General features: G+C 64.2%; 21 protein-coding genes. 14 read left to right on the forward strand and 7 right to left on the reverse strand.

Going from position 1 to position 16,486, the window contains the following annotated elements:
* Window positions 1-15: 15 nt before the first annotated feature.
* Both ACSYG9_RS14705 and ACSYG9_RS14710 read left to right on the forward strand, forming a co-directional pair.
* Entirely contained in the window at window positions 16-852 is an 837-nt protein-coding gene (locus tag ACSYG9_RS14705; protein WP_454838861.1) for a MerR family transcriptional regulator, read from the forward strand.
* A complete protein-coding gene (locus tag ACSYG9_RS14710; RefSeq protein ID WP_454838863.1) occupies window positions 849-1,709 on the forward strand; it encodes a hypothetical protein in 861 nt (286 codons plus the stop codon). Before ACSYG9_RS14705 ends, ACSYG9_RS14710 begins: the two co-directional genes overlap by 4 nt.
* On the opposite strand, the gene thpD is transcribed toward ACSYG9_RS14710, so the two are convergent.
* Window positions 1,693-2,580, reverse strand: coding sequence for an ectoine hydroxylase (gene thpD, locus ACSYG9_RS14715; protein ID WP_454838865.1), 888 nt, complete (start codon window positions 2,578-2,580; stop codon window positions 1,693-1,695). The genes ACSYG9_RS14710 and thpD overlap by 17 nt on opposite strands.
* 167 nt (window positions 2,581-2,747) lie before the next feature.
* Between thpD and ACSYG9_RS14720 the strand changes: the two genes are divergently transcribed.
* Window positions 2,748-3,173: a VOC family protein gene (locus ACSYG9_RS14720; protein ID WP_440123351.1), complete on the forward strand. Its 426-nt coding sequence runs from the start codon at window positions 2,748-2,750 to the stop codon at window positions 3,171-3,173.
* Window positions 3,174-3,195: 22 nt separating this feature from the next.
* Here the strand turns inward: ACSYG9_RS14720 and ACSYG9_RS14725 are convergent, their stop codons facing one another.
* Together ACSYG9_RS14725 and ACSYG9_RS14730 are read right to left on the reverse strand one after the other, a co-directional pair.
* Complete coding sequence (locus tag ACSYG9_RS14725; RefSeq protein ID WP_454838866.1) at window positions 3,196-4,200, reverse strand: AraC family transcriptional regulator; 1,005 nt, start codon at window positions 4,198-4,200, stop codon at window positions 3,196-3,198.
* Window positions 4,201-4,202: 2 nt separating this feature from the next.
* The gene (locus ACSYG9_RS14730) at window positions 4,203-5,414 is read right to left on the reverse strand and encodes a pyridoxal phosphate-dependent aminotransferase (protein WP_440123353.1); all 1,212 of its coding nucleotides are present in this window, start codon (window positions 5,412-5,414) and stop codon (window positions 4,203-4,205) included.
* Window positions 5,415-5,522: 108 nt separating this feature from the next.
* On the opposite strand from ACSYG9_RS14730, the gene ACSYG9_RS14735 reads away from it, so the two are divergent.
* Window positions 5,523-6,104 (forward strand): carboxymuconolactone decarboxylase family protein, encoded by a 582-nt coding sequence (locus ACSYG9_RS14735; RefSeq protein ID WP_440123354.1) that lies wholly within the window; start codon window positions 5,523-5,525, stop codon window positions 6,102-6,104.
* A gap of 12 nt (window positions 6,105-6,116) precedes the next feature.
* Here ACSYG9_RS14735 and ACSYG9_RS14740 read toward each other — a convergent pair whose 3' ends face one another.
* Window positions 6,117-7,040: a sigma-70 family RNA polymerase sigma factor gene (locus tag ACSYG9_RS14740; RefSeq protein ID WP_454838868.1), complete on the reverse strand. Its 924-nt coding sequence runs from the start codon at window positions 7,038-7,040 to the stop codon at window positions 6,117-6,119.
* Between the two features lie 61 nt (window positions 7,041-7,101).
* On the opposite strand from ACSYG9_RS14740, the gene ACSYG9_RS14745 reads away from it, so the two are divergent.
* From ACSYG9_RS14745 to ACSYG9_RS14775, 7 genes are all read left to right on the forward strand, one after another.
* The gene (locus tag ACSYG9_RS14745) at window positions 7,102-7,719 is read left to right on the forward strand and encodes a GyrI-like domain-containing protein (protein ID WP_454838870.1); all 618 of its coding nucleotides are present in this window, start codon (window positions 7,102-7,104) and stop codon (window positions 7,717-7,719) included.
* The gene (locus ACSYG9_RS14750) at window positions 7,716-8,207 is read left to right on the forward strand and encodes an NUDIX domain-containing protein (RefSeq protein ID WP_454838872.1); all 492 of its coding nucleotides are present in this window, start codon (window positions 7,716-7,718) and stop codon (window positions 8,205-8,207) included. Before ACSYG9_RS14745 ends, ACSYG9_RS14750 begins: the two co-directional genes overlap by 4 nt.
* A gap of 219 nt (window positions 8,208-8,426) precedes the next feature.
* Complete coding sequence (locus tag ACSYG9_RS14755; protein ID WP_454838873.1) at window positions 8,427-9,515, forward strand: ABC transporter substrate-binding protein; 1,089 nt, start codon at window positions 8,427-8,429, stop codon at window positions 9,513-9,515.
* Entirely contained in the window at window positions 9,512-10,366 is an 855-nt protein-coding gene (locus tag ACSYG9_RS14760; protein WP_454838875.1) for an ABC transporter ATP-binding protein, read from the forward strand. The genes ACSYG9_RS14755 and ACSYG9_RS14760 overlap by 4 nt, the downstream gene beginning before the upstream one ends.
* Window positions 10,353-11,225 (forward strand): ABC transporter permease, encoded by an 873-nt coding sequence (locus ACSYG9_RS14765; RefSeq protein ID WP_454838876.1) that lies wholly within the window; start codon window positions 10,353-10,355, stop codon window positions 11,223-11,225. Before ACSYG9_RS14760 ends, ACSYG9_RS14765 begins: the two co-directional genes overlap by 14 nt.
* 46 nt (window positions 11,226-11,271) lie before the next feature.
* Window positions 11,272-12,618, forward strand: a complete 1,347-nt coding sequence (locus ACSYG9_RS14770) for an LLM class flavin-dependent oxidoreductase (RefSeq protein ID WP_454838878.1) — start codon at window positions 11,272-11,274, stop codon at window positions 12,616-12,618.
* A 40-nt stretch (window positions 12,619-12,658) separates the two neighbouring features.
* Window positions 12,659-13,645 (forward strand): LLM class F420-dependent oxidoreductase, encoded by a 987-nt coding sequence (locus ACSYG9_RS14775; RefSeq protein ID WP_454838879.1) that lies wholly within the window; start codon window positions 12,659-12,661, stop codon window positions 13,643-13,645.
* Window positions 13,646-13,667: 22 nt separating this feature from the next.
* Here ACSYG9_RS14775 and ACSYG9_RS14780 read toward each other — a convergent pair whose 3' ends face one another.
* From ACSYG9_RS14780 to ACSYG9_RS14790, 3 genes are all read right to left on the reverse strand, one after another.
* Window positions 13,668-14,231, reverse strand: coding sequence for a GNAT family N-acetyltransferase (locus tag ACSYG9_RS14780; RefSeq protein WP_440123363.1), 564 nt, complete (start codon window positions 14,229-14,231; stop codon window positions 13,668-13,670).
* A gap of 18 nt (window positions 14,232-14,249) precedes the next feature.
* Window positions 14,250-14,918 (reverse strand): DUF3239 domain-containing protein, encoded by a 669-nt coding sequence (locus ACSYG9_RS14785; RefSeq protein ID WP_440123364.1) that lies wholly within the window; start codon window positions 14,916-14,918, stop codon window positions 14,250-14,252.
* A 117-nt stretch (window positions 14,919-15,035) separates the two neighbouring features.
* Entirely contained in the window at window positions 15,036-15,176 is a 141-nt protein-coding gene (locus tag ACSYG9_RS14790; RefSeq protein WP_440123365.1) for a hypothetical protein, read from the reverse strand.
* 147 nt (window positions 15,177-15,323) lie between these two features.
* Here ACSYG9_RS14790 and ACSYG9_RS14795 point away from each other — a divergent pair, with 147 nt between their 5' ends.
* Genes ACSYG9_RS14795 through ACSYG9_RS14805 form a run of 3 tightly spaced genes read left to right on the forward strand, consistent with a single transcriptional unit; the run spans window position 15,324 to window position 16,485 of the window.
* Window positions 15,324-15,707 carry a hypothetical protein gene (locus tag ACSYG9_RS14795; RefSeq protein ID WP_440123366.1) on the forward strand — a complete coding sequence of 128 codons (384 nt, stop codon included), beginning with the start codon at window positions 15,324-15,326 and terminating at the stop codon, window positions 15,705-15,707.
* Window positions 15,635-16,204 carry an RNA-guided endonuclease TnpB family protein gene (locus tag ACSYG9_RS14800; protein WP_440123367.1) on the forward strand — a complete coding sequence of 190 codons (570 nt, stop codon included), beginning with the start codon at window positions 15,635-15,637 and terminating at the stop codon, window positions 16,202-16,204. Before ACSYG9_RS14795 ends, ACSYG9_RS14800 begins: the two co-directional genes overlap by 73 nt.
* The gene (locus ACSYG9_RS14805) at window positions 16,201-16,485 is read left to right on the forward strand and encodes a zinc ribbon domain-containing protein (RefSeq protein WP_440123368.1); all 285 of its coding nucleotides are present in this window, start codon (window positions 16,201-16,203) and stop codon (window positions 16,483-16,485) included. Before ACSYG9_RS14800 ends, ACSYG9_RS14805 begins: the two co-directional genes overlap by 4 nt.
* Window position 16,486 lies beyond the last annotated feature (1 nt).

The following is a 16,486-nucleotide window of genomic DNA, read 5'->3' on the forward strand; positions in this document are numbered from 1 at the left end:
GTTGATGCTGGGGTCATGAGAATCGGCGAACTGGCCACAGCCGCAGATACGACCGTACGCACCATCCGGCACTACCACCGGCTCGGGTTACTGCCGGAGCCACCGAGGTCCTCCAACGGGTACCGCGTGTACTCGATGGAGGACCTCGTGCGTCTGATGCGGATCCGCTGGCTCGCCGGTGCCGGTGTACCGCTCGGCGCGATCCCGACGGTGATCGGAACAACCGATGACAGCGAAGCCCGCGACGACCTCACTGCGGATCTCGAAGCGCTGATTGCAGACCTCGACGCGCAAGTGCATGCACTCGACGGTAAGAAACGTGCGTTGTCCGCGATGCTCGAAGGGCATCGACGCGGCGAAACCCTGTCGCCGTTTCCCGAATCACTCGTACAGGCGTTCGCCGAACTCATCGACGGCGAGCAGGACCCCCGCACGCGCGAGGTATTCGAACGTGAACGTGATAGCTGGGAGGTCATCGTTCTGTCCGGCCAAGTCCCGGAATCATTCCTCGATGCGGCGACGGTTCTGCTCGTCGACCCCGCGCAGCGAGATTCCGTAGTAGCGCTGTATCGCAGGTTCGGAGCGCTCGCGGGACACCGGCCCGACGACGTCCGCGACGAGATCGACGCAGTTGCCGAGGCGATGGCCGGCTTCTTCCAGGCACTCATCGGCAGCGGTGAAGGCGGCGTCTTCGCGGACTGGGCTGCGACTGCGGCCGCCTATGCGGAGGAAGGGCAGTTCATGATGTCGGAGGTGCTGCCCGATCCAGCACAGCGGGCGGTGGCGATCGGGGTGATCGGCCGCGTCGCCGACAAGGCGGGAAAGTCAGCCGACAAGGCGGGAAAGTCATGATCGCCCGGACGGCACGCCGGATCCACGGGGTCGCGGTGGCGATCACGGTGCTTGTGGCCGCCGTCAATGCGACGCTTGCTGCAATCGGGATCCTGAGTCCGGGAGCGGCCTTCGTACTGTGGCTGGGGGTCGAGATACCGCTCGGCATCGTGGTCGGTGTCATGACCGTGCAGCGCATCCGATCTCTGAGGCGCGAGGGATTCGGTTGGACTGCGACCCTCGATGAGATCGCCGGGAGGATTACTGCCGACCTCATTCGGTTCGAGGCACGCGGCTACCGCGCGATATGGCAATTCGTGCGCCGCCGTTACGACGGCGGAGAGCCCGGGGTGGTGCCCGTCGGATACACGAAGGGGACGATGGGTATCCCGATGGCGTTTCTCGTCGCGTGCGTCATCGAAGCCGTGGTCGTCCACGTGCTGGTCCCGTGGCCGGCGGTCCGCAACGTACTGCTCGTACTCTCGATCTGGGGACTGATCCAGATTCTCGGGATTCTCGCAGGCCGGATCACACACCCGCATCTGCTGACGGATACGCGGCTGACGATCCGGGCGGGACACCAGGTGATCGTGCAACTGGATCGAGGTGACGTCGAACGCGTGCTCGAGCGGAGGCGGTGGGAGTACACATCTCAGATCGTCGACGATGACGCGCTCTACCTCCCGGGGCCGGACGGCACCTGCCTCGATCTGGTGCTCAGAGAAGCCGTCGACGTCACGCTCCCGGCCTTCTTCGAACACAAGCGCACCACCGCCTCGGTGTCGCGCCTGTCATTGCAGGTGGACGATCCGGAGGCGGTGGTGGCGCACTTCAGTGCCGTGGGGCTCAGGCCGAAGGGCTTCAGCGCAGAGGCGTGAAATCCCTGCTGCCGAGATACGACGGACGCGGCTTGCCCGCAGCGAACGGCTCGACCGGTGTGTTCTCGACGCTGTTGAACACCACGAACAGATTGGAACGGGGGAGCGGGGTGATGTTCCCGTTCGATCCGTGCATGCAGTTCGAGTCGAAAACTGTTGCAGAACCTGCAGATCCGCGGAATGTGGTGATGCCGAACTCGGCACACATCCGGGTCAGGGTGTCTTCATCGGGCGATCCCGTCGGCGGGACGTGGGTTACAAGCGACTCTCGATAGTAGTCGTCGGGAGTCTCGCCGGCACACGAGACGAACGTCTTGTGTGAGCCCGGCATGATCATCAACCCGCCGTTGTACCCGTAATTCTCGGTCAACGCGATCGAGATGCTCAACGCGCGAGGGGTCGGCATGCCGTCCTCTGCGTGCCAGGTCTCGAAGTCCGAGTGCCAATAGAACGGGCCACCACGGAACCCTGGCTTGACATTGAGCCGGGACTGGTGGATATAGACGTCGGATCCGAGTAATTGCCTTGCAATACCTGCAATTTCAGGACGGCGGATGATCGAATCGACCAGGTCGCTCAAGCGGTGTACATCGAAGATCGAACGTACATCGCCGCCGGCGTGCTCACGGACCACGCGTTCGTCGTTGCCGAGCTCGAGTCCGAGACGGGAGGTTTCTTCCAAAAGGTTTCCGACATCATTTGCGGCGAGAAGTGCTTCCGCAGTGTGGAATCCGCGTGTATCGTACGCCTTGACTGCGGCGGAATCCAGCGGGCCGGGGTGGGAACCCCAGACGACAGGATCCTTCCGCGCGATGGATTCCGAAACAGTGCGGTTGCGAGTCGGATAGGCATCCTTCACGACCGTGCGCATATTCTCCGAATCACCCTCTCGAGGATAGACGATGGTTCTACCCGACCGTCTCAGAACCGGGTCGGTTATGCAACCCGGCAAACCGGGTCTGCGCCGGAAAACGCCCTGCTCGTCGCCTCGGGACTCGAACGCGGGACCGTGTCGGAGATGCGCAGTAGGGTCACGACATGGGATACGAATTTCAGGTCACGATCGATTGCAGCAACCCGCATACTCAGGCGCGATGGTGGGCCGAAGCGCTCGAATGGCGTGTCGAACCCAGCGACGAGGATTTCATTCGCGGCCTCGTTGCGGCCGGGCACGCAAAAGAAGAGGACACCGAGATTTTCGACGGCACACTCGTGTGGCGGGCGGGGTCTGCGATCACCGACCCGGACAATCCGCACCGCCCCAGAATGTTGTTCCAGAGGGTCCCGGAGGGAAAGACCGTCAAGAACCGAGCGCATCTGGACATCCAAGCGGGAGACAACCGCGAGGAGATGGCCGAGCGCCTGGTCGCGGCAGGTGCCACGCTGCTGCATCGCGGCAGTCAGGGTCCTTACGTGTGGATCACGATGGCGGACCCGGAAGGTAACGAGTTCTGCCTGTGCTGACGGTTGTGCTGATGGCTTCTGATCAGGCGGGCGCGCGGTAGGCGCGCGGCGTGTTTCCCGTCCACCGCTTGAACGCACGGCGGAAGGCGCTCGGCTCGGAGAATCCGAGACGCGCCGACAGGTCGTCCACCGGCTCGCCCCGCCGTAGTCCGGCGATCGCCAGGTCGCACAGCACTTCCTCCCGGAGACGGCCGAGGGACGTACCCTCGTGGCGCAGCAGCCGCCGCAGATGTGGCGGACTCACTGCAAGCATGTCGGCGATCTCGTCGGTGGTTGCGGTGCGGCCCTGGATGCCGGACTCGAAGATTCTGCGCACCTGGCTCGTGACGCTCGATTCGTAGTCGCGTTCGGACAACATCAGGTTCGGAGAATCCCGGAGATACGTTTCGAGCGACTCTTCGGTCCTGACGATCGGCGACCGCATGGCCGAGTTGTCCATTTCGAGCGCCGCGCGTCCCGCGTCGAAGGTGACGGGGATGCCGAAGATCGCGTCGTAGCTGCGCGCAAGGATCGGATCGGGCTCGGCGTACGGCAGCGACACCGACACCAGCGGTATCCGGCCCCCGACGAGCCAGGCCGCGAAGCGGTGCAAGAGCATCAGTAGGAAATCGACTGCCACACGGGTCTTTTCCGTCACATGCTCGGGAAGGGCAACATCCAGGTAGGTGCTCGTCTCGCCGATGGTCAGACTCAATCGAGGAAGCCCCTGCAGGACCCGGTTGACCTCGATCATTCGTGTGAGAGCGTGCGCGAGATCCGGGCAATGGATCAGTGTCAGTGTCATGATCCGGAACGATCCGCGCGGCACCGATCCTGCGCCGAGTCCGAACAACTCGTCATCGGTGATCTGCCAGACCGAGCGGGTGAACAGGCTGACCTGCTCGGGAGTGAGTCGCGCGTGTGGTTGCGCGAGCACTGCTCGGCTGATCCTGGCCGCGGCGAGCGCCGGAGCGAGGTCGATGCCGTCGGCTGCCGCGACACTCACCGCTCGACCAACGAAGTCGGAGGGAATCGTTGGGGCTGACACGCTTACAGTGCCCTTCCTTCGCTGTGAAGGCGCCGGACGCCGTGCAGTCGCTGGGCCGCCTCGGTGAGAACGTCGTCGCGTTTGCAGAAGGCGAAGCGCACCAGATGATTCCATGATGCAGAGTCGTCGACGAACACGCTCACCGGCACGGCGGCGACGCCGATCTTGCTCGGCAGTGCACGGCAGAGTTGCACACCGTCGCGGAAGCCGAGCGGCGTGATGTCTGCGCAGACGAAGTACGTTCCCGCAGAGTCGAGAACATCGAATCCGGCTTCGGTGAGCGCATGTGAGAGAAAGGTTCGCTTACGCTGCAGGTCGTCGCGCATGGATCCGACCCACGATTGTTCGTGCGTCAGCGCGTGCGCGACCGCGGGCTGGAACGGTGCACCGCCGACGAAGGTCATGAATTGCTTGGCGGCGCGGACCCCGTCGATCAGTGGGCGGGGGCCGATTGCCCAGCCGATCTTCCATCCGGTGACGTTGAAGGTCTTCGCGGCGCTCGACACCGTGATCGTGCGCTCGGCCATTCCGGGTAGTGAAGCGAGGGGAGTGTGGTGACGACCGTCGAAGACGAGGTGCTCGTAGACCTCGTCGGACAACACCAGCAGATCACGCTCGCACGCAAGCTCGGCGATCGCTGCCAGGGCGCCGTCGTCGTAGACGGTCCCGGTCGGGTTGTGCGGGGTGTTGACGACGAGCATGCGGGTGCGGTCGGTGACCGCGGCCCGGAGGGCATCGACATCGGACACGAATTCGTTGCCCGATCGGGTCAACCTCGCGGTCCGTCTGGTCGCGCCTGCCAAGGCAACTGCGGCTGCGTAGGAGTCGTAGTAGGGCTCGGTGAGCAGCACTTCGTCGCCGGGTTCGACGAGACCGAGCAGCGCGGCGCTGATGGCCTCGGTGGCACCGACGGTGACCAGAACCTCGGTGTCCGGGTCGTGTTCCAGCCCGTATCGCGCGAACCGGTCGGCAGAGATCGCCGCCCTCAGTGCCGGGGTCCCGGAACCGGGCGGGTACTGGTTGACGCCTTCCGCGATTGCTCGTCGGGCAACCTCGAGCATCTCCGGCGGCCCGTCGGTGTCGGGGAATCCCTGTCCGAGGTTGATCGCACGGTGCTCGACGGCGAGTGAGGTCATCTCGGCGAAGATCGTGGAGGCGAACGGCCGAAGCCTGGCAACGGTGCGGGCCTGTCCCGAGTTCGGCGATTCTCGCATTTCTGCAGGGTAGCCGGTACGTGCTTGCCCTGTTCGCATGCTGTGTCACATCTCGGGGTGCTGTCTCGTCCAACAAGAGGAAGATGAAAACGACCGAGGAGGCAGATCATGACACGGATACCACCGCTCACGCCCGACCAGGCGGGATTGACGACGAAGGCGATGTACAAGGTCGCAGGCCGCATGTTCGACCAGGTCCCCGAGCCGTTCACCGTGGTGGCCTACCACCCCGGCCTGCTCCGTGCGAGCGGTCTGCACGAAATGCTCGCTGATCGGGCATCGAAGGTGTTGCCGAAGAACGTGCGGGAAATAGCGGTCTACCGCACGGCATGGACTGTGGGCTGCTCGTGGTGCGTCGATTTCGGCACGATGCTGCAACGGCTCGACGGTCTCGACACCGATCGGCTCGAACATATCGCCGAGTACGCCACCTCGGACCTGTACAGCGACGACGAGAAGGCCGCGATCGCGTATGCAGACGCGATGACCGGCGATGTGGCGAACGAGGTGACCGACGAACAGATCGCCGACCTCGAGAGGCGGTTCGGCCGTGCCGGCGTCGTGGAACTGACCTACCAGATCGGGCTCGAGAACATGCGCGCCCGCATGAACTCGGCGCTGGGCATCCACGACCAGGGCTTCAGTACGGACGCGTGCCGCGTGCCATGGGCGGAGGAGACAACTCGCTGAGCGGCTCGGTGCTCACCCCGGCGGGTCGGACGGAAGTCTGACACCGCCGAGTTTTGCCGGGTTCGCCATGTCGTATGCGGCCCACACACGTCCGTCGCGCACGGTGACGCCCAGGACGCGCCCGGGGAATCCTCGGTGTGTGTCGTCGCCGACGGATCCTCGATTGAGGAAGCCGAGTTCGCCGTTGACGAGGGCCGGCTCGAGCGTGGTGAGTGCGTCGGCACCGTAGAGGTGCACGAGTCCGAGGAAGAATCGTGCGAACTTGTCGGGTCCCGTGATGACGTTGATCGCGGTGCGCGTGGTCCCGCCTGCATCGCCGAGCATGCGGGCGTCCGGGTGCAGTGCCGCGACCACCGTGTCGATGTCGCCTGTGGCAAGTGCTGTCAAGAGCTGCTGTACGGCATGCTCGTGGTCGCTCGCGGACGAGGGCGGCGGGGCATCGGCAAGGGCGCGTCGCCCTCGTGACGCGAGTTGACGTGCCGCCGCAACACCGACGTCGAGGATGCGTGCGACCTCGTCGAAAGGGACACCGAAGCCGTCGTGCAATACGAACGCGATCCGTTGTGTGGGTGTGAGCGTATCGAGCACGAGCAGTGCTGCCAGGCGGTTGTCCTCATTGCGCACCACCTGCTCGAGCGGGTCGGGTGGCGTCGTGCCCGCGAGGGGCGTGACGATCGGCTCGGGAAGCCACTGCCCCACATACTTCTCGCGGCGCACTGCCGCCGATTTCAGCCTGTCGAGGCAGAGACGACCCACGACGGTCGTCAACCACGCTCGTAGATCGCCGATGCTGTCGGGATCTGTGTTGTCGAGCCGCAACCACGCATCCTGTACGGCGTCCTCGGCGTCCGCCACGCTGCCGGTGAGCCGGTATGCGACCGACAACAGGTGACTGCGGTGTTCCTCGAACGATTCCGCCATCGCAACTGCGCGCATATTCTCGATGCTACGACGCGAGAACGATGCGGGACGAGTGACCGACCCGACGAGGAAACGTATGGACAAGTACGACGTGAAACGTGCACACAAGAAGCTGTATTCACCGTCGGCCGGGGACTTTACGGAAGTGGACGTACCCGAGTTCCGGTATCTTGCGGTCGAGGGGAGTGGCGACCCGAACAGCAGCCGGACATACGCGGAGGCGGTCGAGGCCTTGTACAGCGTGTCGTACACGATCAAGTTCGCCTCGAAGAAGGAGCTCGGGCGCGATGCCGTTGTGGGGCCGTTGGAGGGGCTGTGGTGGGCCGACGACATGTCGACATTCGTCAGCCGTGACAAGCAGGCATGGAAATGGACGATGCTGATCAACCAGCCGCCGTGGGTCACTGACGAGATGGTCGACTCGGCGAAGGTCGTTGTAGCGAAGAAGAAGGCGCCGGCCGCGTTGCCGCTGCTGCATTCGATGACGTGGACCGAGGGACGATGTGTGCAGATCCTGCACATCGGCGCGTACGACGACGAAGGGCCGACCCTGGAGAGCTTGCATCATCGCGTGCTTCCTGAGAGGGGGCTCACCTACAACGGCAGACATCACGAGATCTACCTGAGTGACCCCCGCCGTACCGCGCCTGGGAGGCTGAAAACCATTCTCAGGCAACCGATCACCGGCGCATGACTGTCACCAGCGCGGGATTGCTGCTGTATCGCATCGACGACACCGGTCTCCTCGAGGTGTGGCTTGTGCACCCCGGCGGGCCGTACTGGACCGGTAAGGACGAGGCAGCGTGGTCGGTTCCGAAAGGCGAATACGGAGACGAGGAGGATCCACGCGAGGTCGCTCTGCGTGAATTCGAGGAAGAGTGCGGATTCGCCGCCCCCGACGTTCCGTTGACTCTGCTCGGACGGTACAAGCAGCCCTCGGGGAAGATAGTGAGTGTCTATACCGGGGAGATCGCAACCGAACTGGAGTTCGTGTCCAGCAATGTGTTCGATCTCGAGTGGCCGCCGCGGTCGGGAAAGATGCAGCAGTTTCCAGAGGTCGACGATGCGCGGTGGTGGCCGCTGCCCGAGGCCGAGATCAAACTCCACAAAGGCCATCGCCCAGTTCTCGATGCACTTCGTGCGCGCCTCGACGAACTCGGACGCCGCTATCGCCTCGAATAGTTCACGGCAGCGGTAGTCCTACCGCGCCGCGTTGGAATCACCGTGAGCCGAACCCTTGCCGGTGCGGCGCCGGGTCGCGATGCTTGCACGGTCGTTGTCGAACAGAAAAGGAATCGTCGTGCGTAGCTGTCCGTGTCGCTGAAGCACCGTCGCTCATACCGCAACCTCGTTCCCGTACCGGTGCCCGCAAGCGGGCCGACGCAAGGACACTTCTACGCGATGTCTCATTCCGCGCTGCGGCGCCTCACGACCGCCGTCGCAGCAGGCGCAGCATTTCTCACTCTGACCACTGTCACCACAGCCTGCTCGACGGGCTCCGACGCCTCGGTGACCGCCGACGGCAGGACCGTCCTGCGGTACGAAGGTGCACCCGCTCAGGTCATCTATCCTGAGCTCGCCGAAGCACTCGGCTACTTCGACGACGTCGAACTCGAATGGATCGGCGACAACGGCAACGGGCCGCAGTCGCTGCAGAATACTGCGACGAACCAGATCGAATTCGGCGGCGCTTTCAACGGTGCCGTCATCAAGGCACAGGCCGGCGGTTCACCGCTCACTTCCGTCCTCGGCTATTACGGGGCCGACACGCAGAGCTTTCAAGGTTACTACGTGCTCGATGACAGCCCGATCCGGGAGGCGCGCGACCTGATCGGCAAGAAGGTCGGCATGAACACTCTCGGGGCCCACCACGAGTTCCTCGTGCGGGAATGGCTGGCGCAGCAAGGATTGACGAACGACGAGATCGCGCAGGTCGAGCTCATCGTGGTGCCTCCCGTCAACACCGAGCAGGCGCTGCGTGAAGGCCAGATCGACGTCGGGACGCTCGGGAGTGTGTTCCGCGAGACCGCTGTGGAGCGCGGTGGGCTTCGGCCCCTGTTCACCGACGAAACCCTTTTCGGTGCATTCACATACGGAACGCTGGCGTTCCGTGACGACTTCATCGCGAACAATCGCGACGCCGTGGAGGACTTCGTGCAGGGGACCGCTCGTGCGATCCGCTGGGCGCAGATCACTCCACGCGAGGAGGTGATCGCGAAGTTCGAGGAGATCATCGACACTCGCGGCCGCAACGAGAACACCGATCTCGTGGGGTATTGGAAGAGCACCGGAATCGCGGGGCCGGGCGGCGTGATCACCGATCGCGAAATACAGATCTGGCTGGACTGGCTCACCCGCAACGGCGAGCTCGACGAAGGCGCGCTCGAGGCATCCGATGTCTACACCAACGAGTTCAATCCCTACTTCAACGGAACCTACGACCCCGACAGCGGTCCGAACGGCGAGCCGGTCGAGGAGGCAGTGCAGTGACGATTCGGCAGACCGATCCGAAGCTCCGACTGGAGCACGTGACCAAGCAATTCGCCGTCCGCGGTAGCAGCGAACGGTTCACAGCGATCGACGACATCAGTATCGATCTCGCAGAGGGCGAGTTCCTCGTCCTCGTCGGACCCAGCGGTTGCGGCAAGTCGACGTTGCTCGATCTTCTCGGTGGGCTCAGCGAACCGACATCCGGTCGCATTCTTCTGGACGGCCGCGAGATCTCCGGGCCCGGACTCGACCGTGGCATCGTCTTCCAGCAGTACGCGCTCCTTCCATGGCGAACTGCCCGTTCGAACATCGAATTCGGACTCGAAGCGAAGGGGCTGCAGAAGAAGGAGCGACGCGACCTCGCCGATCGCTATCTCGAACTCGTCGGCCTGCACGGATTCGGAGACCGGTACCCGCACGAACTCTCGGGCGGTATGAAGCAGCGAGTGGCCATAGCGCGCAGTCTCGCATTCGACCCCGAAGTGCTGCTCATGGACGAACCTTTCGCAGCGCTCGACGCGCAGACCCGGGAGTCTCTGCAGGACGAACTCCTGAGGATCTGGCGGGAAACCGGCAAGACCATCCTGTTCATCACTCACGGCATCGACGAGGCCGTCTACCTCGGGCAACGCGTCGCGGTTCTGACATCGCGACCGGGGCGGATCAAAACGGTCGTCGACATCGAAATCGACCGTAGCGTGGACGATGTCAGGTCCGGCGACGCCTTCCGCCGCCACCGCCATGACATCTGGAGTGAACTGCACTCGGAGGTGGAGCGCGGTCTGGGCATCGAAACCGCGGCAGTCGTGCCGACCATCACAACGGAGAAGGTGAAGCATGTCCAGCACTAGTGCCACACTGACCAGGCCGGCCGAATCGGCTGCGCCCGTCGCCGAACGGAAGTCGGACACGCCGAAGGCCACCTCCTCTCCGAGCGTGGTGGATCACGTCCGTGCAGTGGCCTGGAGAATCTTCAAGCCGGCCGTCGCTATCGTTGCGTTCTTCGCGCTGTGGGAGATCGCACCGCGCGCGGGTCTGGTCGACGACGTGTTCCTTCCTCCGCTCACCACGGTGCTGGAAGCCTTCGGTGAGCTGGTCGCCAGCGGCCAACTCGCAGAGCATCTGGGGGCGAGTCTGTCTCGGGCGCTCACCGGATTCGCGATCGCACTCGTGTTCGCGATTCCGCTCGGCGTCGCGATCGGCTGGTACAAACCCGTCGCCGAGACCCTCAATCCCATTCTGGAGATCTTCCGTAACACGGCGGCGCTCGCACTGCTGCCCGTGTTCATCCTGATCCTGGGCATCGGTGAGACCTCCAAGGTCGCGCTGGTGATCTATGCGAGCACTTTCCCGATCCTGCTGAACACGATCTCCGGTGTCCGCACCGTGGATCCTCTCCTGGTGAAAAGTGCGCGTTCGCTGGGTTTTCCACCGCATCGATTGTTCCAGAAGGTGATCCTTCCGGCCGCGGTACCGACTGTTTTCACCGGTATCCGCATGGCGGCGGCCTCGTCGATCCTGGTCCTCATCGCTGCCGAAATGGTCGGCGCCAAGGCAGGTCTGGGATACCTGATCACCGCCTCTCAGCTCAATTTCCAGATTCCGAACATGTATGCGGGCATCATTGCGATCTCGATCGTCGGACTCGTTTTCAACGGCATCCTGATCGCCATCGAACGCCGGCTCTCGCGCTGGCGCGTCACGCAGTAGGTCCGTTTCCTCTCGCCCGTCCTCCCTCGCAATCGGTTAGGTAGTCATGACCAGGTCTCCGAAGCAGCTCAACCTCAATGCCTTCCTGATGGGCGTAGGTCATCATGAAGCAGCGTGGCGTCACCCGCGCACCGAAGCCCATCGAGTCCTCGATGTGAATCACTTCCAGGAACTCGCCCAGATCGCCGAGCGCGGCAAACTCGACTCGGTGTTCTTCGCCGACGGTCTCGCGGTCGGCCCTCGTATCGAGAACAATACGCAGGCGATTTTCGAACCACTCACACTGCTCAGCGCAATGGCTGTGGTGACCGAGCATGTCGGGCTCATCGCCACCGCTTCCACGGGTTACAACGAGCCCTACAACCTCGCTCGGAAATTTGCGTCGCTCGACCACATCAGCGGTGGTCGAGCCGGCTGGAACATCGTCACCTCGGGTGGTGAGGACGAGGCCCGCAATTTCGGCTACGACGAGACTCCGGATCATGCCGGACGCTACGACCGGGCCTCGGAATTCGTCGACGTCGCGGTCTCACTGTGGGACAGCTGGGAGGACGATGCGATCGAACTGGACTCCCGGACAGGACGTTTCGCAAACGCCGACAAGGTTCATGCGATCGAACACGAGGGTGAACGGTTCCGGGTCCGAGGTCCGCTCAACTCACCGCGCTCGGCGCAGGGCCGTCCCGTCCTGGTGCAGGCCGGGTCGTCCGAGAGCGGCAAGAACTTCGCCGCCGAATACGCGGAAGCCGTGTTCACCGCGCAGCGCACTCTCGCCGAAGGGCAGGAGTTCTACCGCGATCTGAAGGCCCGCGTGATCAAGGCCGGTCGCGACCCGCAGTCCTTGAAGATCCTTCCCGGTATCGTCCCGTTCATCGGAACGACGGAAGGCGAGGCGAAAGCACTAGAGCAGGAGTTCACCGACCTCATCTCGCCTGCCTACTCACTGCGGCAGCTCTCACGGATGGTCGGCGTCGACCTCACCGAGCACTCGCTGGATGCTCCGCTTCCACCGCTTCCACCCATCGACGAGATCCAAGGCAACAAGAGTCGCTACCAGCTGGTCAAGGACCTCGCCGAGAACGAAGACCTCACCGTGCGAGAGCTGATCGCCAAGCTCGGTGGTGGCCGTGGGCACCGCACCTTCGCGGGAACACCCGAGCAGATCGCCGACGAGATCGAGCTCTGGTTCGTCAGCGATGCGGCAGACGGGTTCAACGTGATGCCCCCATACCTGCCCGGCGGGCTCGCGGACTTCACGGCGTTGGTCGTGCCGATCTTGCAGAGGCGAGGCCTGTTCCGCACCGACTACACCGAGACGACACTGCGCGGGCACTACGGGCTCGACCGCCCGGAAAGTCGGTACGCTGATCGTCGGCACGCAGCGACTGCCTGACCGGGCTGCGCCGCACCGATCATCGGCGGAGAGGACTTTCATGCGCTTCGGATACTTCGTTCCCCAGGGTTGGCGGCTGGACCTCGTGGGTGTCGCGCCCGCCGACCAATGGCGGGTCATGCGCGACCTCGCGCAACGAGCCGACAACGGTCCGTGGGAATCGATCTGGGTGTACGACCACTTCCACACGGTGCCTGTGCCGTCGGAGGAGGCGACCCATGAGGCCTGGTCGCTGGTGTCGGCATTCGCGGCGGTGACCGAACGTGTGCGTATCGGGCAGATGTGCACGGCAATGGCCTACCGGAACCCGGCGTACCTGGCCAAAGTCGCGGCCACCGCCGACCTCATCTCCGGCGGTCGCGTCGAGATGGGGATCGGCGGCGGGTGGTACGAGCACGAGTGGCGCGCCTACGGCTACGGGTTCCCGTCGGCGGGGGAGCGGCTCGGTCGCCTCGACGAAGGCGTGCAGATCTTCAAGCAGGCGTGGACCGACGGCATTGCGACTCTCGACGGGAAGTACTACCAGGTCGATGGAGCGATCTGTCGCCCACTTCCGTTGCAGGAAGGTGGTATTCCGCTGTGGATCGCAGGCGGAGGCGAGAAGGTCACGTTGAAGATCGCCGCGAAGTACGCGCAATACACCAACTTCGACGGCACACCCGAAGGATTCGCGCACAAGTCGGACGTCCTGCGTGAGCACTGTGCGGACGTGGGCACCGACTTCGACGCAATCGTGCGTTCGGCGAACTACAACGTCGCGATCGGACGGACGGAGAGTGAGGTCCAGGACCGGCTCGAACAACTTCGGAGCCGACTCGAGCCGATCGTCGGTGCGGACAAGGCTGATGGGGCGCTCAACGCATTCCGGGGGATGCCCGCGGTGGGCACTCCCGAGCAGATCGTCGAGAACCTCACAGCGCTGAAGAAGAAGGGTCTCGAGTACGCGATCTTCTACGTCCCAGAGGCCGCATACGACACGTCCGGCCTCGAACTCCTCGAGAAGGAAGTGCTTCCGCAACTAGCGTGATGGCGCCTTCGCGGTATCCGGTTCAGATCGGCCAGGTGCCGGTGGGCGTGCGAGGGTCGTCGGGCAACAGCCCGGCGACCCATACGTCGCGTGGAACACCGCGCTGCACCGTGCCGTGCCGGGCGACTCCTTCATATTGGAATCCCACCCGCCGCGCGACCGCTGCCGACGGCCGGTTACCGACGAATGCGCGCCATTCGATCCGCGAGACGCCCATTCCGTCGGTGGCGAAAGCGAAGTTGCACGCGAGCTGTACGGCAGCGGTGGCCAAACCGTGTCGCCGTATACCGGGGGCGATCCAGTAACCGATTTCCGGAGCCCCCGAACCACGCCCCAGAAACCCGACCATGCCGCACAACCGACCGTGCAGGCTCGTGCGAATCGCCCAGTCGGGGAAGCCGTCCGCCCATTTCGCAGGCACGATGTCGCCGACGAAACGCACCGAATCGGCTCGCGTGTACGGGCTCGGCACGTTCGTCCACGCGGCGATCGCCGAATCCTGGCAGGCCTCGGCAATGACGTCGATGTCTTCCGGGACGGGCGCCGACAGCGTCACGCCGCCATCAGCGAGAACTCGGGTTTCCATATCGGCTCCGAACTTCTGTCAGCGCAGCTCCGGCGGGAGGTCCTTGCTCTGAAGCTCCATGCGCCGCTCGTCGGTGGCGTTGACCTCGTCGGCGAGTTTCAGTTTGTTCGCGAGCAAGCGCCATTCGGCGTTGTCGATCGCGCCCGCCGCTTCCGCGAGAACCTTGGTGTCGCGGGTGCCCCATGCGATAGGCATCGGGCTGGCCATCTGCCACACCTGTGATTTGTTGTTCGTCGAGCGGTCGGACAGCACGGCGACCGAGGGCACCTGCTCGCCCACACGGACACGGTGCCCGGGAATTGCCTGCACGTCGCGGGTCACCAGCGCGTAGTGGCGGGTGCCTGCCTCCGGCTTCGCAATGTCGATCAGGGCCAGCAACGTCATTCCACGCGCACGTGTCGCCGCGACAACGGCCGGGACCAGCGGGTTGTCGTGATAGAGCTGCTCGATGGTGCCGATCTTGCGGGGGGCCCACAACGCCACCCACAGCGACGTGAGCGCCGCGACCACCAGTACTGCGCCCACCACGTACGACCAGGACTCACCGAGATAGAGGAGCCACGCAGCTCCCGCGGCGCACAACAGCGCGACGATGATGCCGGAACGCCGCAGGCTGCGGACCTCGGCGAGCGTCTGGTTCACACTCTTGGCATGGGGCAGGTCGACGGAGAACTCGAATCGGCGCACCCACCCAGCTTATGGGACGCGCGTCGGCCCCGGCTCGAGCACAATGCGCACAACGGGACTATCGCACTCAAACGTGACGGGCCCACGTGATGCAACCCACACTTGCTCCAGTTGATGTCACCACCGGATGGTTGCTCGGGTTCCCGAGAGCCGCACCCCGCCCCGATCGTGCAGTCGCTCGTGGACGGCGTGGGCCCACCGCATCCGGATCGCAAGAAAGTGGGTGCTGACGATGCTGGTAGGCCTCGGCTTCCTCATGATTGCCGCCTTCATCTGATGTTCGGCGCGGATACTCCCTCGTTCACGGGGAGCGGAAGCGCCGTCCTCCTTCCACAGGGTGGGCTGCGCGGAGCAACCGAATCGGGTCGAGAAACCTTGTCGGTGGGTCCGGTTACGGTACCGGGCATGGAGACCGAGGTGGTGCGCTACAACTACCGGCTGAGGCCGGGCACCCTCGCCGAACGCGCCCTGATCCAGGAATGGCACCGTTGCCGATTTCTGTGGAACGAAGCCGTCCACCAGCAGAAAACCGGCGGCAGACCGAACTTCACGAAACTCAGCACCATGTTGACCGAGACCCGAGCTCGCTCGTCGTGGCTGCGCGACGGTTCGCAGGTAGCGCAGCAGCAGATGCTCCGCACCTACGCGCAGGCGTTGGATGCATCGTTCACCGTCAAGGCCGTGGTCGTCCCCGCTTCAAGGCGCGGAAGAACACGTTGCCGTCGCTCGAATACACCCAACGAGGTTTCCGGATTCGTGACGGGCAGTTGGTGCTGCCCAAGGGTGTGAGTGTTCCGGTGGTGTGGTCGCGGGAGTTGCCGTCGGAGCCGTCGAGTGTGCGCATCACGCGTGATTCGTTGGGGCACTGGTACGCGTCGTTCGTGGTGACCCGCGCGAGAGAGCCGATACCGGCGCTCGACGACGGCAGTGGTGTGGGGATCGACTGGGGTGTGAGCAAGACCGCGACGGCCACCGCCGAGGAGTTCGATCTGCCGCATGCGCAGCATCGGAAACGCTGTGCGGCGGAGTTGGCGAAATCCCAGAAACGGATGGCCCGACGCCGTCGCGGGAAGGGGCAGGCGCCGTCGAAGGGCTACCAGCAGGCCCGCAAACAGGCCGCGAAGGTGCACAAGAAGGCGGCCCGGCAGAACCGGCACGACGGACGAGGCTGGGCCAAGCGGGTTGTCGATCGGCATCAGTTGTTGGCGGTGGAGGATTTCAAGCCGAAGTTCCTGGCGAAGTCGACGATGGCGCGTAAGGCCGCGGATGCGGCGATCGCGAGATGAAGCGGGAACTTGTCGAATGTGGCAGGCGGGCCGGCCGGAAGGTGGTGTTGGTGCGGCCCGCGTATACGACGATGACGTGTTCGGGGTGTTTCGCGAGAGCCAAGCAACCCCTCGAACTCGCTGAACGAGTTTTCCGATGCTGGGCGTGCGGGCATACCGCGTGTCGGGATCGGAACGCTGCCAGAGTGGTTCTGGCTGTGGCGGAGCGTGGCCACACCGGTGTCGACGACGTAGGTCACGGGGATCTGCCTCCTTCGGGTGGTGGTTCGGGTGCGGTCTGAG

The sequence above is a fragment of the Rhodococcus sp. SJ-2 genome (assembly GCF_053750035.1).